The following is a 16311-nucleotide window of genomic DNA, read 5'->3' as shown; positions in this document are numbered from 1 at the left end:
ATTCCCGCTGCGGGGGCAAATGCGGTGTGTCGCAGGATTGCGAGAGGAAAAAGTGACCGTGAGCGAACACGAGACAACGACAGAACATGCGGGCGAGCCTACGCGCCGCGACTTTCTCTACATGGTGACCGGCATGGCCGGCGCGGTTGGTGCGGCTTCGTTCGCCTGGCCCTTCATCGACCAGATGCGTCCGGACGCATCGACGCTCGCGCTCGCTTCGATCGAAGTGGACGTGTCGGCGCTCGAGCCGGGCATGTCGCTGACGGTGAAGTGGCGCGGCAAGCCGGTCTTCATCCGCAACCGTACGGACAAGGAAGTCGAGGAAGCCAACGCTGTTGCGCTTGCTGAGCTGAAGGATCCGGTTGCCCGCAACGAAAACGTCGATGCGACCGCCGAAGCGACCGACCTCGCGCGCTCGGCCGGCGAAGGCAAGGAAAACTGGATCGTCATGATCGGCTCCTGCACCCATCTGGGCTGCGTGCCGCTCGGCCAGGCCGGTGATTTCGGTGGCTGGTTCTGTCCCTGCCACGGCTCGCACTATGATACGGCGGGCCGTATCCGCAAGGGTCCTGCGCCGACGAACCTGCCGGTGCCGACCTTCGCATTCACATCCGACACTGTCATCAAGATCGGCTGAGGGGATAAGACACAATGAGTGGCCATTCGAGTTACCAGCCGTCCACCGGCGTCGAGAAGTGGATTGACGCGCGCCTGCCGCTGCCGCGTCTGATGTATGACAGCTTTGTCGCCTATCCGGTGCCCCGGAACCTGAATTATGCCTACACCTTTGGTGGCATGCTGACCGTCATGCTGCTCGTGCAGATCCTCACCGGCGTCGTGCTTGCCATGCACTATGCTGCTGAGACGACCGTCGCCTTCAACTCGGTCGAGAAGATCATGCGCGACGTCAACAACGGCTGGCTGTTGCGCTACATGCATGCCAACGGTGCATCGTTCTTCTTCATCGCCGTCTACCTGCATATCGCCCGTGGTCTCTACTACGGTTCCTACAAGGCGCCGCGCGAAATCCTCTGGATCCTCGGCGTGGTGATCTTTCTCCTGATGATGGCAACCGCCTTCATGGGTTACGTTCTGCCGTGGGGTCAGATGTCCTTCTGGGGTGCGACCGTCATCACCGGCTTCTTCACCGCCTTCCCGTTTGTCGGCGAAACCATCCAGCAGTTCCTGCTTGGCGGCTTTGCGGTCGACAATCCGACGCTGAACCGCTTCTTCGCGCTGCATTACCTGCTGCCGTTCATGATCGCCGGTGTGGTCATCCTGCACGTTTGGGCGCTGCACGTTACCGGTCAGACCAACCCGACCGGCGTAGAAGTGAAGTCGAAGACCGATACCGTTCCCTTCACGCCCTATGCGACGCTGAAGGATGCGCTCGGCCTGTCGGTCTTCCTTCTGGTCTTCGCTTACTTCATCTTCTACCTGCCGAACTATCTTGGCCACGCCGACAACTACATCCCGGCCGACTCGCTGAAGACCCCGGCGCACATCGTTCCGGAATGGTACTTCCTGCCGTTCTACGCGATGCTGCGCGCGATCACGTTCGACATTCTCTTCATCGACTCGAAGCTCGGTGGCGTCCTCGTGATGTTCGGTGCGATCATCGTGCTGTTCTTCCTGCCCTGGCTCGACACGTCGAAGGTCCGTTCGGCCGTCTACCGCCCGTGGTACAAGCTGTTCTTCTGGCTCTTCGTGGCAAACTCGCTGCTCCTCGGCTGGCTCGGTGCCATGCCGGCGGAAGGCATCTACGTCATCCTGTCGCAGGCCGGTACCGCCTATTACTTCGGCTTCTTCCTCGTGATCATGCCGCTGCTCGGACTGTTCGAGACGCCACGGCGCATCCCGAACTCGATCACCGAAGCGGTTCTCGAAAAGAGCGGCAAGTCCGCCGCCGCACAAGCCTGAGCACGTGAGAGGACGATAACAATGAAAAAGCTTGTCACGAGCATCGCTCTGATCGCAGCCATGGCCGGTTTTTCCGGCCAGGCCATCGCGGCAGAAGGCGGCGATCTGGCCGAGATGACGCATCATGCAGCGCAGACCGGTCACTATCCGATCCTGAAGCCCGAGCAGATGGACTGGTCCTTTGCCGGCCCCTTCGGCAAGTATGACAAGGGCCAGCTTCAGCGTGGACTCAAGGTCTACACCGAAGTCTGCGCCGCCTGTCACTCGATGGAGCTGGTTGCCTTCCGCACGCTGGAAGACCTCGGCTACTCGGAAGCGCAGGTAAAGGCCTTCGCCGCAAACTACGAAGTCGAGGACGGTCCGAACGCCGACGGCGAAATGTTTATGCGCGCGGCCGTTGCCTCCGATCACTTCCCGTCGCCCTTCCCGAACAAGGAAGCGGCTGCGGCGGCCATGGGTGGTGCGGCTCCGCCGGACTTCTCGCTGATCGCCAAGGCCCGCGCCGTGACCCGTGGCTTCCCGACCTTCGTGTTCGACATCTTCACGCAGTATCAGCAGGGTGGCCCGGATTACATCCACGCGCTGCTGACCGGCTACCAGGATCCGCCAGAGGGTGTTGAAGTTGCCGAAGGCACCTACTTCAACCCTTACTTCATTGCCGGCCAGTCGCTTGCCATGGCGCCGCCGCTCTCCGATGGCCAGGTCACCTATGACGACGGTTCGCCGGAGACGCTCGAGCAGTATTCGCTCGACGTGTCTGCCTTCCTGATGTGGGCCGCCGAGCCGCATCTCGAAGACCGCAAGCGCATGGGCTTCATGGTCATGGTGTTCCTCGCGATCTTCACCGCGCTGATCTACCTGACGAAGAAGTCGGTCTACTCGACCAAGGAACACTGATCCTTCGGGAATGACGTTTCACTGAAAAGGCGGTCTTCGGGCCGCCTTTTTTGTTGGGGGGCCATGCCAATCTTGGTAAGGTCCCGCAAAACCCCTCCCGTCACTCTCCGGATGCCATATGACCAAGATCGCCCACGAACTCGCCGCAGCCATCCGCTCCATTCCAGACTATCCCAAGCCCGGGATCATCTTTCGTGACATCACCACGCTGCTCGGCGACGCGCGGGCGTTTCGTCGCGCTGTAGATGAGCTGGTGCAGCCCTATGTGGGGCTGAAGGTCGACAAGATTGCCGGCATGGAGGCACGTGGCTTCATTCTCGGGGGCGCGGTCGCGCACCAGCTCTCGGCGGGCTTCGTGCCGATCCGCAAGAAGGGCAAGCTGCCACACGAGACCGTGCGCATCGCCTACAGCCTGGAATACGGCGTCGACGAGATGGAAATCCATATGGATGCGGTGAAGCCGGGTGAGAAGGTCATTCTCGTTGACGATCTCATCGCGACCGGCGGGACTGCTGTCGGCGCGGTTCAGCTGCTGCGGCAGATCGGTGCCGATGTCGTGTCGGCCTGCTTCGTCATCGACCTGCCGGAGCTTGGTGGCCGCAAGAAGCTTGAGGCGCTCGGCGTCGAAGTCCGTACGCTGGTGGAATTCGAGGGGCACTGAGCCGCTCGTCGCGACCGGGGACCAATCGTCCCGGGTGGCCAATATGCCAGTGTATCAGCGTTGCGCCAGCGCCAGTTTTCCCGCCATCAACAGAAATCCGCCCGATAGAATTCGGTTGACGAGGCGCATCCTGTGCGGTCGCGTGACAAGCCCCTGGCGCATCGTTGCGGCGGCCATGCCGTAGAGCGCGAAGACGGCGAAGGTTGCCGCCATGAAGACGAGGCTCAAACCTGCCATTGTCTTCAGCGGAGAGGGATCTGTCGCTTGCACGAACTGCGGCAGGAAGGCCAGGAAGAAAAGCGACAGCTTTGGGTTCAGGAGGTTGATCAGCACCGCCTTGCGGATGATGCGCCAGGCTTCCCGGCGCGGTTCCGCTGCGGTATCCGTTGCAAGACCGCTTCTCCAGAGGCCAATGGCCATCCAGACAAGATAGGCGATGCCGGCAAAGCGGATCAGTTCGAAGAGGCGCGGTTCTGCCGCGACGAGGGCGGCGAGGCCAATGGCTGCCGCGAGCATGTGCGGGATGATGCCGAGCGTGCAGCCGAAGGTAGCAATCAGGGCACTGCGGCGTCCGCCGCCGAGGGCGGCTGCGAGCGTGTAGAGCGCGCCGGTACCCGGCGTGGCGACGATGATCAGAGTGGTCAGTAGGAAATCAAGGCTCATCAATCTCTCCTGCATTGGCGAGGAGAGCATGCGGTTGTCAGGCCAACCGGTCTTGTACAGGATTGCAGTTCAGCCAGGCGCTGCGGTAGGCGCCGGGTGTCAGGCCGAAGCGGCGGCGGAATTCGCGGTGCATGTGGCTCTGGTCGACATAGCCGCAAGCGGCGGCAACATCTGCCGGTGAGAGGCCGTCGGCAAGCAGGCGGCGGCTGAGAAGCGCCCGCCGCTGCATGTGATAGGCATGGGGTGTCAGGCCGGTGTGGCGCTGGAAGGCGCGGATCAGCTGGAAGCGGCTGAGGCCGGCCTCGCAAGCCAGAAGCTGGAGGTCGGCTGCTTGTGCCGGATCATCGTCGAGACGCTGGCGGACACGCCTGAGCGATAAGGGGAGGGGCAAGGGTGCGGTGGCGCTGCGGGTTAGTGTCCTGCCGCAGAGGTGGACGAGTGCCTCCTGCAGTGCGCCCCTATCCGTCGACAGATCATCATCTTCAAGCCGGTGATGGACGGCCAAGAGCAGGCTGCGGATGACTGGGTCGGCGAAGACCGGACGTTCGAATTCGAGATCGGTCGAGGTGGAGACGAGATCGGACAGGCTGTCGGAGATGAGGTCCGGCGTCAGATAGAGCATGTGCCAGCTGCGAGCGGTTCGGCCGATGGGGGCGCCGTCATGCACTTCGCCGGGATTGACGGTGATCAGGTGCCCGGCTTCGGCTTCCACCTGGCCGCGACCGGAGGCCGAGATCTGGCCTCCCGCGGAGAGGAAGCCGATGCCATAGGTGTCATGGGTGTGTTTGGGGAAGACGTGGGCGCTGGTGGCCGAGACCGCTTCCAGGCCGGCAAGGGGTGTCCGTTGGAAGCGGAAGCCGGCCATGGCGTCAGCCGGCGAGGGCAGCGGCGATGTCCGCCTCGAGATCGGCGGGTGCCGTGCGGGGTGAGTAGCGGGCGACCGGCTTGCCATCGCGACCGATGAGAAACTTGGCGAAGTTCCAGCCGATGTCCTGGCCCTGTTCGGTCCCAAGCGTCTGCGATTTGAGAAAGGCATAAAGCGGGTGCGCGCCTTGTCCATTGACCTCGATTTTGGTGAACAGCGGGAAGGTGACGGCGAACTGGGTTTCGCAGAAGAGGGCGATCTCCTTCTCCGTTCCGGGTTCCTGACCGGCGAACTGGTTGCAAGGGAACCCGAGCACGATGAGATTGGGATGGGCCTTGTAGAGCGCTTCGAGGCCTTCGTACTGGGGCGTCAGCCCGCAGGCGCTTGCGGTGTTGACGATCAGCAGGACCTTGCCGGCGTAGTCCTTCAGGCTGCGCGCCGTGCCGTCGATGGCGGTCATGGTGAAGTCGTGCACGCTCATGGCGCTTGCTCCTCATCGGGGAAGAATTCAATCAGATTGCTCTTGAAGCGCAAGACCGTCTCGCCGTTCTGGTTGATGCCTTCGGACAGCGCGGAGTTGAGAATATAGCGATGGCGCCCCTGGACGGTGCGGCTTTCAAGCGGGGTCATGAAGAAGGTGATCGTGTCGCCGGCATAGACGGGCTTTAGCCATTGCAGTTCGGTAAAGCCCGGCGAGGGGCCGAGCTTCGGCGGTGCGATGCCCTCGGCCTTCAGACGCCTGGTCTCGCCTCCCCAGAAAGCCATGAAGCTCTTCATCCAGTTGGCGCAGGTATGCCAGCCCGACGCGCAGAGCGCGCCGAAGACGTAAGACTTCGCTGCTTCCGCATCGACATGAAAGGGCTGCGGATCGAATTTCTCGGCGAAGCGGACAATGTCGTCGGCGGTGAAGGTTACGGAACCGAGTTCGAGACGGGTGCCGGCACTGTAGAGGTCGAGCATTCTCATGCCGTCACCTCTGTCACTGCGCGGCGGCGGACCATGACGGCGTTGCGGGCCTTCAGTACGGTTTCGCCGCGCTGGTTTTTCAACTCGTGGCCGAAGGTGACGATGCCGAGATGTGGCCGCGAGCGCATGAGGCGGGCCTCTTCCACGACGGAGTGGCCGGAGAGCGTGTCGCCAGCCAGCACGGGCTTGCGCCACTGCATGAATTCGATGCCGGGTGCGCCTTCGGAGGCGGCTTTCAACACATACGCGTCAATCATCAGGCGCATGAAGAGGCTCGAGGTGTGCCAGCCGGAGGCGGAGAGGCCGCCAAGGATGCTTGCCTTGCCAGCTTCCTCGGAGAGATGCATCGGCTGCGGATCGAACTCGGTCGCGAATTCGATGATCTCTTCGGCGGTCACCAATCTCGGTCCGAGATCGAAGCTGCGCCCCTGCGCGAAGTCCTCGTAGTAAAGCTTCTCTGCCTGCATGCGGCATGTTCTCCAATGCACTGTCAGTCGCTATGGTCATATGCGGGAATCGGGAGACGGTCCATGGCAGGCTGGGCGGATCAGGTTAGCTTTCTGGCGGATATCGATGCTGAGGCGCGGCAGGCGCTTCAGGTGCTGAAGCCGATGCATGTACCTCAACGCACCACGCTGTTTCGCCCGGGAGACGCGGCGCAGAGCTTCGTCATCCTGCTCTCCGGCCGGATCGGGGTTTATCTGACGGGCCGCAACGGGCGAGAATTGCTGCTCTATTCGGTGACACCCGGGGAAACCTGCGTGCAGACCACACTTGGAGTGCTAGGTGGCGCGCCCTATTCGGGCGAGGCTGTTGCGGAAAGCGATCTGGTGGCGGTGATGGTGCCGCCTGCCGTGTTCGAGCGGCTGATGGCGAGCTCTCCGGCCTTCCGCGCCTTCGTCTTCAAGGCTTTTGCCGATCGGCTCGGTGATCTGATGTTCGTGCTCGAGCAGGTTGCCTTCGTGAAGGTCGAGCAGCGGCTGGCGCATGCGCTTCTCGAGCGGGCGGACGAGGAAGGGCGGGTGGCGCTTACGCATCAGGAGCTTGCGGCAGTCATCGGGACGGCACGGGAAGTGGTGTCCCGGCGGCTGGAGGCGCTTTCATCGAAGGGGGTCGTGGAAAACGAGCGCGGCCAGATCCGTCTGGTCGACCGCGGCGAGCTTTCGCGCATGGCCCGGGTCGGTGAGGGTTAAGACTTTGCAAAAGCCGTGACTAAGTCACCGACGTCACTGTCATATCCCGCTAGGGTCTGCTCATTGTCAGATCAAACGGAGGGAAAATCATGTTTGCCAAGAATGTCGGCGGTATCGACCGCATCCTCAGGATCGTTGTAGGGCTGGTGCTGCTGTCGCTGTTCTTCATCTATCCGGATGCCTCCTGGCGCTATTTCACGCTGATCGGCATCGTACCTCTGGCAACAGGTTTGATGTCGAGCTGCCCGCTCTATTCGATCATGGGCCTTTCGACCTGCCCGGTGAAGCGGGCCTGACGCTTCCTACCTCCCTGAAACAAAAAAAAAAGGCCGCGAGGGGATCGCGGCCTTTCGTCGTTCTGATCGTCGCGCTTCAAGTGTTGAAGCGGAAGTGGATGACGTCGCCGTCCTGGACGACATATTCCTTGCCTTCATCGCGGCCCTTGCCGGCTTCCTTGGCGCCGACTTCGCCCTTGAAGGCGATGTAGTCGTCATAGGAGATGGTGAAGGCGCGGATGAAGCCGCGTTCGAAATCGGTGTGGATGACGCCGGCAGCCGCTGGCGCCTTGGTGCCGCGGACAATGGTCCAGGCGCGGCATTCCTTCGGGCCGACGGTAAAGTAAGTGATCAGGTCGAGCAGGTGATAACCGGCGCGGATCAGGCGGTCGAGGCCGGCTTCGTCGAGGCCGAGGGCCGACAAGAATTCGGTCGCTTCTTCTTCCGGCAGCTGGGCGACTTCGGCTTCGATTGCAGCCGAGATCACGACGCATTCGGCGCCCTGTTCGGCAGCCATCTTGGCAACGGCTTCGGTGTGCTTGTTGCCGGTCGCAGCGTCACCCTCGGCGACGTTGCAAACGTAAAGGACCGGGTGCGAAGTGAGGAGGTTGAGGCCCTTCAGGACTTCGATCTCGTCGGCCGGCATTGTCTTCAGGAGGACGCGAGCCGGCTTGCCTTCGTTCAGAAGCTTGATGACGGCTTCCATCACCGGCAGTTGGGCAGCGGCTTCCTTGTCCTTGCCGGTCGCGCGCTTGCGGGCCTGTTCGACGCGACGCTCAAGGCTTTCGAGGTCTGCAAGCATCAGCTCGGTCTCGATCGTGTCGGCGTCACCCACGGGATCGATCTTGCCTTCGACATGGGTGATGTCGTCGTCTTCGAAGCAGCGCAGCACGTGGACGACAGCATCGACTTCGCGGATATTGGCGAGGAACTTGTTGCCGAGGCCTTCGCCCTTCGAGGCGCCGCGCACGAGGCCGGCGATGTCGACGAAGGAGATGCGGGTCGGGATGATTTCCTTGGAGCCGGCGATGTCGGCCAGCTTCTTCATGCGCGGATCGGGGACGGCCACTTCACCGGTGTTCGGCTCGATCGTGCAGAAGGGATAGTTGGCTGCCTGGGCGGCGGCCGTCTTGGTCAGCGCGTTGAAGAGAGTGGACTTGCCGACATTCGGCAGCCCGACGATACCGCATTTGAAGCCCATGGCTCTATATACCTGCTCGGGATGGATTTTCGTTGCCCACGCCTATGGGGTATAGGAGGGGCATGGTCAAGTGTTGTGGCCCTGATGCGGCCTCTAGATCCGGAAGGAACCCATGGCGAAGGATACGGTACTGACGCCGAAGACGGTGACCAAGCCCAAGGTGGAGAAGCCCAGGCTCTACAAGGTGCTTCTGCACAATGACGATTATACGCCGCGGGAATTCGTCACGATCGTCCTGAAGGTTGTGTTCCGGATGAGTGAGGAGACGGGCTACCGGGTGATGATGACGGCGCACAAGTTCGGGTCGGCAGTTGTCGTGGTCTGCACGCGCGAGATTGCCGAGACGAAGGTGACGGAAGCCATGGATCTCGCCAAGGAGGCGGGCATGCCGCTGTTGTTTACGGCAGAACCGGAGGAGTGAGGACGCGAAGCTCGCGTCCTCTCGATCGGGCAAGCGGTTACCTGCGCTTGCTCATCGCGCCTGCGGAATGCGCGCGATCACCTTGATCTCGAAATCGAAGCCAGCCAGCCAGTTCACGCCGACCGCCGTCCAGTTCGGATAGGGCGGGGCGGGGAAAACCTCTGCCTTGACCTTCATGATTGTCTCGAACTGGTTTTCCGGGTCGGTGTGGAAGCTGGTGACGTCGACGATGTCAGCGAGGGTGCATCCGGCGGCTGCCAATGTTGCTTCAAGATTGGCGAAGGCGCGGCGCACCTGGGCCTCGAAGTCCGGTTCTGGCGTGCCATCCTCGCGGCTTCCGACCTGGCCGGAGACGAAGAGGAGGTCGCCGGAGCGGATGGCGGCGGAATAGCCATGTGCCTCGTAAAGGGCGTGGCGGTTTGCCGGGAAGACGGGTTCTGGCTTGGTCATGGGTATCCTTTCGGGCATGCGGCGTCATTCCGCCCTAGAGTGGGTCGGTGAAATGCCGCTTGGCTGCGGGCTGAAGATTTCATATACGTTGCGTATGTAGGTTTATTCGCATACGGAACGTATGTCAATCTCGCATACGCGACGTATGTGAATTCCGGAGGTCTCCTTGAAGCGCACAAGAGCGGAAAGCATGGAAGAAAACCGCGCCCGGTTGATTGCCGCGGCGCGCAAGGCCTTTGCCGACAAGGGCTATGCGGCAGCGTCCATGGATGCGCTCACCGCAGAGGCCGGGCTGACGCGGGGCGCGCTTTATCACAATTTCGGCGACAAGCGGGGCCTCTTCGCCGCCGTGGTCGAACAGATCGATACGGAAATGGCAGGGAGGGCGAAGCGGCATGCCGCGGCGGCCGGCGAGGGGTGGGATGCGCTGCTCGCTGAAGGGGCCGCCTATATCGAGATGGCGCTCGATCCGGAAGTGCAGCGGATCGTGTTGCTCGATGGGCCGGCGGTGCTCGGAGACCCCTCGCAATGGCCGAGCCAGAATTCCTGTCTGCAGGTGACGCGCGAGGCGATCGGAGCATTGATGGGGCAGGGCGTCTTGAAGCCGGTCGACGCCGAAGCGGCCGCCCGGCTGATCAGTGGCGCGGCGCTGAATGCCGCCATGTGGATTGCCGCCAGCGCAGAGCCCGAAAAGGTCTTGCCAAAAGCGCAGGAGGCGTTTCGGGCGCTGGTTGAAGGGCTTTTGGCGCGGTGATCTGCATCGTCAAACACAGGTGAGGCCGTGGCCTTACTTGCCCTTGACCGACTTCACGCCAAGCGCTTCCGCTGAGATCCAGAACACCGCGTCTTCCTCTTCCGTCGTCTCGACCCAGAGGAAGTCGAGGTCGGGAAACTCGACTTCGAGGATATCGCGGCCGCGGCCGATCTCACACAGCATGCCGCCGCCCGGGTTCAGGTGCTTGGGGGCCTCAGTGAGCAGCGTGCGGACGAGGTCGAGGCCGTCTTCGCCGCCGTCATGGGCCATGGCCGGTTCGGCGCGGTATTCGGCCGGGAAGGCGTCCATGGCCTCGTGGTCGACATAGGGCGGATTGGTGATGATGAGGTCGAACTTGCGGCCTGATAGCGGCGTAAAGAGATCGCCCTGGTGCAGCGTCAGCTGGTCTTCGAGGCCATAGGCCTGGCGGTTCTTTTCGGCGACCTCAAGCGCATCGGCGGAGAGATCGACGGCATCGACTGATGCCAGCGGGAAGAAGCGCGTGGCGAGGATCGCGAGGCAGCCGGAGCCGGTGCAGATGTCGACGACGCTTTCCACCGCGAAGGGATCGGGCAGGAAGGTCGAGCCGAACTCGCCGCCATATTCGTTGAACAGGATCTCGCCGATATGCGAGCGCGGCACGATCACGCGCTCGTCGACGAAGAAGCGAAGGCCCTGAATGTAGGAGCGGCCGGTGAGATAGGCCGAGGGCTTTCGGGTCGCGACGCGCGTTTCGATACGCTCGGCGAGCAGGCGGCGTTCCGCGGGCAGCAGTTTCGCGTCAAGGAAGGGATCGAGCGTGTCGATCGGCAGGTCGAGGCTGTCGAGCACGAGGAAGGCGGCATCATCGACAGCATTGTGGGTGCCGTGGCCGTAGCTCAGTTCAGCGACATTGAAGCGGGAAATGGCATAACGCCAGTAGTCGCGCAGGGTGACGAGGTCGGTGGTGATGTCGTGGCTCATGGCGTTATCCGGTCGTTTCTGCGGCTATCGGTTTGAGGCGGGGGCAGGGCAGTCATCCGCCCGGATCGTGTTAATCGCCCTTAGGGCCGAACAGCTTCTTCAGCATGTCCGCCATCGGGCCCGTTTCGGGAAGCTTCTTCGGCTGGTTGAAATTGCGTGCCTGATGGATGTGGGACTGGGCGGGTTTCGGCGCCTTGGGCGCCTTCGGCGTCTTGGCCGGCTTTTCGTCCTCGGCCTTAGCACCGGTTGCGAGCGCCAGCTTGTTCATCAGCTGCGAATCTTCGCCACGTACCAGCATCTCGGCATTGTCGGCGAGTGCCTCGAGCAGCGGATCGAGCCATTCGGCGTCCACCTTGGCGAAGTCGCCGAGCACGTGGTTGTGGACCTTCGACTTGTCGCCGGGATGGCCGATTCCGAGACGGAGGCGTCTGTAGTTCAGCCCGCAATGCGCATCGAGCGACTTGATGCCGTTGTGGCCGCCATGGCCGCCGCCGGTCTTGATGCGGGCCTTGCCGGGCAGGAGGTCGAGCTCGTCATAGATGGCGACAATGTCTTCGGGGCCGAGCTTGTAGAAGCGCATGGCTTCGCCAACGCTTTCGCCGGAGAGGTTCATGAAGGTCTGCGGCTTTATCAGCATGACCTTTTCGCCGGCAAGCGTGCCTTCCGAAATCTCGGCCTTGAACTTTTTCGCCCATGGCGAAAAGCCATGGCGGCGCTGGATCGCGTCAACCGCCATGAAGCCGATATTGTGCCGGTTATTCTGGTACTGCGCACCGGGATTGCCGAGGCCGGCCAGGATGATCATCGCCGAGGCTCCGTCTTGAATTCCTTTGCCTTTCCCGACAGCGAAACGGCGCGAAAGTCAAGACTGATGTCGGCCGGCTCAGGGTTTGGCGGCGACCTGACCGAAACTCGAATAGCGCAGATCGTAGGTCTCGAAGATTTCCGCTTGGGTGCCGTCAGCGATCAACTTGTCGAGTGCGCCCTGCATGCGGGCGAGCAGATCGGCGGGAAAGTTGACGTTGCAGGCAATGGCGAACTTCTGCTCGGAGAAGACGAACTGGGCTTCGAGGTCGACGCCCTTCTCCTGCAATTCGATGTAATGCTGCTCGGAGATTGGCATCAAGTCGATGCGCTTGCTTTCCAGCTTCTTCAGGGTCAGCTTCAGGTCGGTGGCGAGATCGATCTTCGGGAAGCCCTCGTTTTCCAGCAAGGTCTGGGTGTAATCGTTGCGCTGGGTGCCGACGATGTGGCGCTTGGCCTCTTCAATATTGGCAGCCTTGATGCCCGAATTCTTGTGGGAGACCATAAAGTTGCGGCCGACCGCGACCGGCTCCACCCATTTGAAGCGCGTGTCGCGCTCCGGGATATGGGCGGTGGTGAAGACGCAATGCATCGGTTCGCTTTCGGCCAGGGCAATGGCGCGGGCCCAGGGCATCATCTCGATGGTGTAGGGATGGTTGATGTCCTCCATCATCAGAAGGACCTGATCGTAACCGGCTCCGCGGATTTCGCTTCCGACCCTGAAATTGTAGGGCGGGTAGTCCTCCGTGGTGAAATGGACGATGTCTGCGGCGGCGACCGGGGCCGCCGCAAGTGAAAGCATGATTGTATAGACTTTCATTGCGGTTCCCTCTTTCTGATGATGTCAGCCTGCGGACACCTTTGGCAGGTTGGTCGGGGCGGACAGGGCGAGTTCGATCAGCTTCGGCAGCGGCTGCGGGCGGGCGAAGTGATAGCCCTGGCCGTAGTCGACGCCGAACTCTTCCAGAATGCGGCGCTGTTCATCCGTCTCGATGCCTTCGGCGACGACGGTGCATTCCATCTTGTGAGAGATGGCGGTGATGCCTTCGACGAGCATGCGGCTCTTGTGGCGCAGTTCAGGTTCGTCCTCGGTCAACGATCGGATGAAGGACTGGTCGATCTTCACGATGTCGACCGGGAAGCGGTTGAGATAGCTCAGGGATGAATAGCCGGTGCCGAAATCGTCGAGCGCGAGACGATAGCCGTAGCGGCTGAATTCATCGAGGATGGTGCGGATCTGCGGATTGTCGTGCAGCAGCGTCGCTTCGGTGATCTCGATGACGATGCGGCGCGGCGCGATGTCGAAATGGGCGGTGAGGGCTGCCAGCCGGACCGGCAGCGAGGCGTCGAACTGCAGCGGCGAGAAGTTGACGGCGAGATAGGCGTCGTGGTTGCAGGTGGCCGCGCTCAGGCGGGCGAGATTGGAAAGCGCCTTCTCAAGCACATGGCCGCCTAGGCGGCTGATCGCGCCGGTTTCCTCGGCGACGCCGATGATTTCTGCCGGTGGCACGATCCCGCGTTGCGGGTGGACGAGGCGCATCAATGCTTCGTAGCCGACAGTCCGTCCACTCTCGATCTCGACGATCGGTTGGAAGAAGGCATCGAACCAGTCTTCCTTTAGACCTTCCTCGATGTCGTGTTCGATTTCGGCACGGCGGCGGGTGTGATCCTGGATTTGCGGGTCGTAGAGCTGCGCGCCATTCTTGCCGTCGCGCTTCTTGCTGTACATAGCCATGTCGGACTTTTGCAGCAGTTCTGCGGCATTGGCGGCATGGCGCGGATAAAGGGCGATGCCAATGCTGGCGCTCAAGCGCACGGTCGAGCCCTCGATCGACATGGGGTCAACGAAGATGTCGCAGAGTGCACGGCTGATCCCAGTCGCCACGTCTTCGATCGCGACACCGCGCAACAGGATGGCAAACTCGTCGCCACCAAGCCTTGCTGCGATCGCACCCTTCGGAAGCTGTTCCTGCATGCGCTCGACGAAGCGGCACAGCACGAGGTCGCCGGCCTGGTGGCCGAGATTGTCGTTGATCCACTTGAAGCGGTCGAGATCGACGAAAATGCAGGCGAGTTCTTCGCCCGCAGCATCGGTCGCGGCGATCTCGCTGTCGAGGGCGGTTTCAAAGCCCTGGCGATTGCGTAGCCCGGTCAGATGGTCGGTAATGGCCTGGCGGTGGTTACGCTCTTCGGACTGCTTGAGCGCGGTGACGTCGGTCATGACCGAAAGGGAGAGGTCTTCCTCGGCGCCCTCGATCTTGCGGTTTGCTTCGGCAATCAGCACGTCCATCACGATGCCGTCGGCGCAGACGAATTGGGTCGTCGCTTCCAGCACGTCGGCGATCGAGCGTGTCTTCTTGCGCTCCAGATAGGCGGCGCGCGCTTCCGGGGGCACCAGTTCGATGAAGCGGCGGCCGACGATCTGCTGGCGTTGGTAGCCGGTGGCGAGCAGCCAGTAGTCGCTGACGCCGGTGATGCGATCTTCTTCATCGAGCGAAAACAGCATGGCCGGCGTGGTGTTGTAGATATCGGTCGCGCGGCGGTGGGCGAGACGCAACTCGCCTTCTTCCTGCTCAAGCTTGATCTGCATGGCGTTGAAGCTGCGCGCCAGACGCCCAATCTCGTCGTTGGACTGCCAATCCACATGGTGGCGGGAACCCAGACGGCGGGTCGCCTCGATGGCGGCGGTGAGCTTCAGGAGCGGTTTCATCACCATCAGACGATTGCCGATGATGGCCGCGCCGACGACGCCGATGACTGCCAGCATGAAGATGCCGATCAGCATCACCTCTGCCTGGCGCAGCGAGGAGAAGATATCGATCCGGCTGTAATAGATGGTGATGGTGCCGACCAGCTTGGGACCTTCGACCGCACGGTAGAAGATCTCGCGGGTGATCGATTCCAGGCCGTTTTTCGGCCATTTCGGCAGAGCCGGCATGGAGACGGCAATGCCGCCCGAGACGTCCTTGACGTTGACGCGGCTGACGGGGCCGTTCGAGACGATGGTCGCGGTAATCTGTTCGACGCTTTCCTGGTCGAAGTCCCAGAGCGGCTTGGCCAGCGCCTGGGCATTGGCGGCGAGCAGGATATCGAGGTTCTGCTGCAATTCGTTGGAGGCGCGTTCTGTCGCCAAAGACAGGAACAACGCGAAGAGCGGTACGACGAGGATAAAAATCGTCGTGCCCACGATCGCCAGGAAGCGGCTCTCCACCGAACGGGTCATCAGCGGTCCGCCTCAAGCGGCGCGGGATGATGCGGCATGCTGCTCAATGCTCCCTCACGCAATAATTGAGAGGCGGAGCGTTTCACGAAATACTTTAAACTTGCCTAAAGAGAAATAGTGGGATTCGAGTCTCTTCTACTGCCGCGCGAAAGCCATAAAAAAGCCCACCCCGGAAAGGGTGGGCTCCATCCATCGAATGGATCAGATCGATCAGGCTTCCGCCGAACCTTCTTCTTCGGCAACGCCGGCTGCCGGAGCGACGATCGTTGCGATCGTGAAGTCGCGGTCTGCGATGACCGGGGTCACGCCCTTCGGCAGCTTGACGGCCGAGATGTGGATCGCGTCGCCAACCTTCAGGCCGGCGAGGTCAACCGTGATCGCTTCCGGAATGTCGGAAGCCGGGCAGTGCAGTTCAACTTCGTGACGAACGATGTTGAGAACGGCGCCGGTCTTGATGGCCGACTTCTCTTCGTTGACGAAGTGAACCGGAACCTGAACCGAGACCTGGCTGTTTGCCGAGACGCGCAGGAAGTCGACATGCATCGTGAAGTCACGAACGCGGTCGAGCTGGTAGTCCTTCGGCAGAACGCTGATCTTCTTGCCATCGAGATCGATGGTGGCGATCGTGGTCATGAAACCGCCGGCATGGATGCGCTTGGTGATCTCGTTCGTGTTGATCGAGATCGCAATCGGGGCCTGCTTGTCACCATAGATGACAGCCGGGATGAGACCGTTGCGGCGAAGTTCGCGGGAGGACCCCTTACCTACCCGTTCGCGTGCTACGGCCTTGAGCTCGTAAGAAGCGTGGCTCATGGCTTTACCTTTCAAGTTACTGGAGAGCCCTGGCGGCAGTTATGCAATGCCAGAACCGGAGACCGTTGCCGGTCCCATCCACATTGCCTCCAAGGGTGTCTGTGCGGATCGGGCGCCTATAGACCAGATGTGGCGCAATAGCAAGGTTGTGCGGGAGAAACTGCCGCATAACGCGCTTGTGATCCGGCTGCTCGCCAACACGGCCTGAAACACAACTTGATAACCATGCGCGGTGAGCATTT

Annotated in this window: 21 protein-coding genes; 9 read left to right on the top strand and 12 right to left on the bottom strand. The window is 61.7% G+C overall.

Translation table 11 applies throughout. The features are described 5' to 3' along the window. The first annotated feature begins 58 nt into the window (after positions 1–58). The 4 genes from petA to ACQKP1_RS13680 all read left to right on the top strand — a co-directional run bounded on the left by petA (position 59) and on the right by ACQKP1_RS13680 (position 3478). Positions 59–637: a ubiquinol-cytochrome c reductase iron-sulfur subunit gene (petA, locus tag ACQKP1_RS13695; RefSeq protein WP_427275662.1), complete on the top strand. Its 579-nt coding sequence runs from the start codon at positions 59–61 to the stop codon at positions 635–637. 14 nt (positions 638–651) lie between these two features. Continuing rightward, entirely contained in the window at positions 652–1920 is a 1269-nt protein-coding gene (locus tag ACQKP1_RS13690; protein ID WP_427275661.1) for a cytochrome b, read from the top strand. A 21-nt stretch (positions 1921–1941) separates the two neighbouring features. Continuing rightward, positions 1942–2817 carry a cytochrome c1 gene (locus ACQKP1_RS13685; protein WP_427275660.1) on the top strand — a complete coding sequence of 292 codons (876 nt, stop codon included), beginning with the start codon at positions 1942–1944 and terminating at the stop codon, positions 2815–2817. A gap of 118 nt (positions 2818–2935) precedes the next feature. Continuing rightward, positions 2936–3478 carry an adenine phosphoribosyltransferase gene (locus ACQKP1_RS13680; protein WP_006725613.1) on the top strand — a complete coding sequence of 181 codons (543 nt, stop codon included), beginning with the start codon at positions 2936–2938 and terminating at the stop codon, positions 3476–3478. A 54-nt stretch (positions 3479–3532) separates the two neighbouring features. Here the strand turns inward: ACQKP1_RS13680 and ACQKP1_RS13675 are convergent, their stop codons facing one another. From ACQKP1_RS13675 to ACQKP1_RS13655, 5 genes are read right to left on the bottom strand one after another with little or no spacing between them, the layout of a single operon-like run. Beyond that, complete coding sequence (locus tag ACQKP1_RS13675; RefSeq protein WP_427275659.1) at positions 3533–4141, bottom strand: LysE family translocator; 609 nt, start codon at positions 4139–4141, stop codon at positions 3533–3535. 37 nt (positions 4142–4178) lie between these two features. Beyond that, entirely contained in the window at positions 4179–5006 is an 828-nt protein-coding gene (locus ACQKP1_RS13670) for an AraC family transcriptional regulator (protein ID WP_427275658.1), read from the bottom strand. Between the two features lie 4 nt (positions 5007–5010). Continuing rightward, positions 5011–5487, bottom strand: coding sequence for a glutathione peroxidase (locus tag ACQKP1_RS13665; protein ID WP_427275657.1), 477 nt, complete (start codon positions 5485–5487; stop codon positions 5011–5013). Then, a complete protein-coding gene (locus ACQKP1_RS13660) occupies positions 5484–5972 on the bottom strand; it encodes a MaoC/PaaZ C-terminal domain-containing protein (protein ID WP_203016933.1) in 489 nt (162 codons plus the stop codon). Before ACQKP1_RS13660 ends, ACQKP1_RS13665 begins: the two co-directional genes overlap by 4 nt. Further along, a complete protein-coding gene (locus ACQKP1_RS13655) occupies positions 5969–6439 on the bottom strand; it encodes a MaoC family dehydratase (protein ID WP_427275656.1) in 471 nt (156 codons plus the stop codon). The genes ACQKP1_RS13660 and ACQKP1_RS13655 overlap by 4 nt, the downstream gene beginning before the upstream one ends. 63 nt (positions 6440–6502) lie before the next feature. On the opposite strand from ACQKP1_RS13655, the gene ACQKP1_RS13650 reads away from it, so the two are divergent. After that, complete coding sequence (locus ACQKP1_RS13650) at positions 6503–7165, top strand: Crp/Fnr family transcriptional regulator (protein ID WP_427275655.1); 663 nt, start codon at positions 6503–6505, stop codon at positions 7163–7165. Between the two features lie 89 nt (positions 7166–7254). Then, complete coding sequence (locus ACQKP1_RS13645) at positions 7255–7461, top strand: YgaP family membrane protein (RefSeq protein ID WP_427275654.1); 207 nt, start codon at positions 7255–7257, stop codon at positions 7459–7461. 76 nt (positions 7462–7537) lie between these two features. Here the strand turns inward: ACQKP1_RS13645 and ychF are convergent, their stop codons facing one another. Beyond that, the gene (gene ychF, locus ACQKP1_RS13640) at positions 7538–8641 is read right to left on the bottom strand and encodes a redox-regulated ATPase YchF (protein ID WP_427275653.1); all 1104 of its coding nucleotides are present in this window, start codon (positions 8639–8641) and stop codon (positions 7538–7540) included. A 112-nt stretch (positions 8642–8753) separates the two neighbouring features. Here ychF and clpS point away from each other — a divergent pair, with 112 nt between their 5' ends. Continuing rightward, positions 8754–9062 carry an ATP-dependent Clp protease adapter ClpS gene (clpS, locus tag ACQKP1_RS13635; RefSeq protein WP_006725606.1) on the top strand — a complete coding sequence of 103 codons (309 nt, stop codon included), beginning with the start codon at positions 8754–8756 and terminating at the stop codon, positions 9060–9062. Positions 9063–9113: 51 nt separating this feature from the next. Here the strand turns inward: clpS and ACQKP1_RS13630 are convergent, their stop codons facing one another. Beyond that, entirely contained in the window at positions 9114–9512 is a 399-nt protein-coding gene (locus ACQKP1_RS13630) for a RidA family protein (RefSeq protein ID WP_427275652.1), read from the bottom strand. 190 nt (positions 9513–9702) lie between these two features. Here ACQKP1_RS13630 and ACQKP1_RS13625 point away from each other — a divergent pair, with 190 nt between their 5' ends. Further along, positions 9703–10266 carry a TetR/AcrR family transcriptional regulator gene (locus tag ACQKP1_RS13625; protein ID WP_427276454.1) on the top strand — a complete coding sequence of 188 codons (564 nt, stop codon included), beginning with the start codon at positions 9703–9705 and terminating at the stop codon, positions 10264–10266. 33 nt (positions 10267–10299) lie between these two features. Here the strand turns inward: ACQKP1_RS13625 and prmB are convergent, their stop codons facing one another. The 5 genes from prmB to ACQKP1_RS13600 all read right to left on the bottom strand — a co-directional run bounded on the left by prmB (position 10300) and on the right by ACQKP1_RS13600 (position 16069). Further along, entirely contained in the window at positions 10300–11229 is a 930-nt protein-coding gene (prmB, locus tag ACQKP1_RS13620; protein ID WP_427275651.1) for a 50S ribosomal protein L3 N(5)-glutamine methyltransferase, read from the bottom strand. Positions 11230–11299: 70 nt separating this feature from the next. After that, entirely contained in the window at positions 11300–12034 is a 735-nt protein-coding gene (gene pth / locus ACQKP1_RS13615; protein ID WP_427275650.1) for an aminoacyl-tRNA hydrolase, read from the bottom strand. A gap of 78 nt (positions 12035–12112) precedes the next feature. Then, positions 12113–12853 (bottom strand): substrate-binding periplasmic protein, encoded by a 741-nt coding sequence (locus ACQKP1_RS13610; RefSeq protein ID WP_427275649.1) that lies wholly within the window; start codon positions 12851–12853, stop codon positions 12113–12115. 24 nt (positions 12854–12877) lie between these two features. Next, on the bottom strand, positions 12878–15256 hold the full coding sequence (locus tag ACQKP1_RS13605; RefSeq protein ID WP_427275648.1) for an EAL domain-containing protein: 2379 nt from the start codon (positions 15254–15256) through the stop codon (positions 12878–12880). Between the two features lie 210 nt (positions 15257–15466). Further along, positions 15467–16069 (bottom strand): 50S ribosomal protein L25/general stress protein Ctc, encoded by a 603-nt coding sequence (locus ACQKP1_RS13600; RefSeq protein WP_427275647.1) that lies wholly within the window; start codon positions 16067–16069, stop codon positions 15467–15469. On the opposite strand from ACQKP1_RS13600, the gene ACQKP1_RS13595 reads away from it, so the two are divergent. Then, positions 16068–16277, top strand: a complete 210-nt coding sequence (locus tag ACQKP1_RS13595) for a hypothetical protein (protein ID WP_427275646.1) — start codon at positions 16068–16070, stop codon at positions 16275–16277. The genes ACQKP1_RS13600 and ACQKP1_RS13595 overlap by 2 nt on opposite strands. Positions 16278–16311 lie beyond the last annotated feature (34 nt).

The organism is Allorhizobium sp. NPDC080224 (assembly GCF_050281005.1).
Taxonomy (GTDB): Bacteria; Pseudomonadota; Alphaproteobacteria; order Rhizobiales; family Rhizobiaceae; genus Allorhizobium.
This window is presented reverse-complemented; position numbering and strand designations above follow the sequence as displayed.

Bases quoted from the DNA above. Each gene is read 5' to 3' on its own strand.
- ACQKP1_RS13690 (WP_427275661.1), top strand. From the start codon at position 652: ATGAGTGGCCATTCGAGTTACCAGCCGTCCACCGGCGTCGAGAAGTGG.
- ACQKP1_RS13685 (WP_427275660.1), top strand. From the start codon at position 1,942: ATGAAAAAGCTTGTCACGAGCATCGCTCTGATCGCAGCCATGGCCGGT.
- ACQKP1_RS13680 (WP_006725613.1), top strand. From the start codon at position 2,936: ATGACCAAGATCGCCCACGAACTCGCCGCAGCCATCCGCTCCATTCCA.
- ACQKP1_RS13675 (WP_427275659.1), bottom strand. From the start codon at position 4,141: ATGAGCCTTGATTTCCTACTGACCACTCTGATCATCGTCGCCACGCCG.
- ACQKP1_RS13670 (WP_427275658.1), bottom strand. From the start codon at position 5,006: ATGGCCGGCTTCCGCTTCCAACGGACACCCCTTGCCGGCCTGGAAGCG.
- ACQKP1_RS13665 (WP_427275657.1), bottom strand. From the start codon at position 5,487: ATGAGCGTGCACGACTTCACCATGACCGCCATCGACGGCACGGCGCGC.
- ACQKP1_RS13660 (WP_203016933.1), bottom strand. From the start codon at position 5,972: ATGAGAATGCTCGACCTCTACAGTGCCGGCACCCGTCTCGAACTCGGT.
- ACQKP1_RS13655 (WP_427275656.1), bottom strand. From the start codon at position 6,439: ATGCAGGCAGAGAAGCTTTACTACGAGGACTTCGCGCAGGGGCGCAGC.
- ACQKP1_RS13650 (WP_427275655.1), top strand. From the start codon at position 6,503: ATGGCAGGCTGGGCGGATCAGGTTAGCTTTCTGGCGGATATCGATGCT.
- ACQKP1_RS13645 (WP_427275654.1), top strand. From the start codon at position 7,255: ATGTTTGCCAAGAATGTCGGCGGTATCGACCGCATCCTCAGGATCGTT.
- ychF (WP_427275653.1), bottom strand. From the start codon at position 8,641: ATGGGCTTCAAATGCGGTATCGTCGGGCTGCCGAATGTCGGCAAGTCC.
- clpS (WP_006725606.1), top strand. From the start codon at position 8,754: ATGGCGAAGGATACGGTACTGACGCCGAAGACGGTGACCAAGCCCAAG.
- ACQKP1_RS13630 (WP_427275652.1), bottom strand. From the start codon at position 9,512: ATGACCAAGCCAGAACCCGTCTTCCCGGCAAACCGCCACGCCCTTTAC.
- ACQKP1_RS13625 (WP_427276454.1), top strand. From the start codon at position 9,703: ATGGAAGAAAACCGCGCCCGGTTGATTGCCGCGGCGCGCAAGGCCTTT.
- prmB (WP_427275651.1), bottom strand. From the start codon at position 11,229: ATGAGCCACGACATCACCACCGACCTCGTCACCCTGCGCGACTACTGG.
- pth (WP_427275650.1), bottom strand. From the start codon at position 12,034: ATGATCATCCTGGCCGGCCTCGGCAATCCCGGTGCGCAGTACCAGAAT.
- ACQKP1_RS13610 (WP_427275649.1), bottom strand. From the start codon at position 12,853: ATGAAAGTCTATACAATCATGCTTTCACTTGCGGCGGCCCCGGTCGCC.
- ACQKP1_RS13605 (WP_427275648.1), bottom strand. From the start codon at position 15,256: ATGACCCGTTCGGTGGAGAGCCGCTTCCTGGCGATCGTGGGCACGACG.
- ACQKP1_RS13595 (WP_427275646.1), top strand. From the start codon at position 16,068: ATGGCTTTACCTTTCAAGTTACTGGAGAGCCCTGGCGGCAGTTATGCA.
- ACQKP1_RS13600 (WP_427275647.1), bottom strand. From the start codon at position 16,069: ATGAGCCACGCTTCTTACGAGCTCAAGGCCGTAGCACGCGAACGGGTA.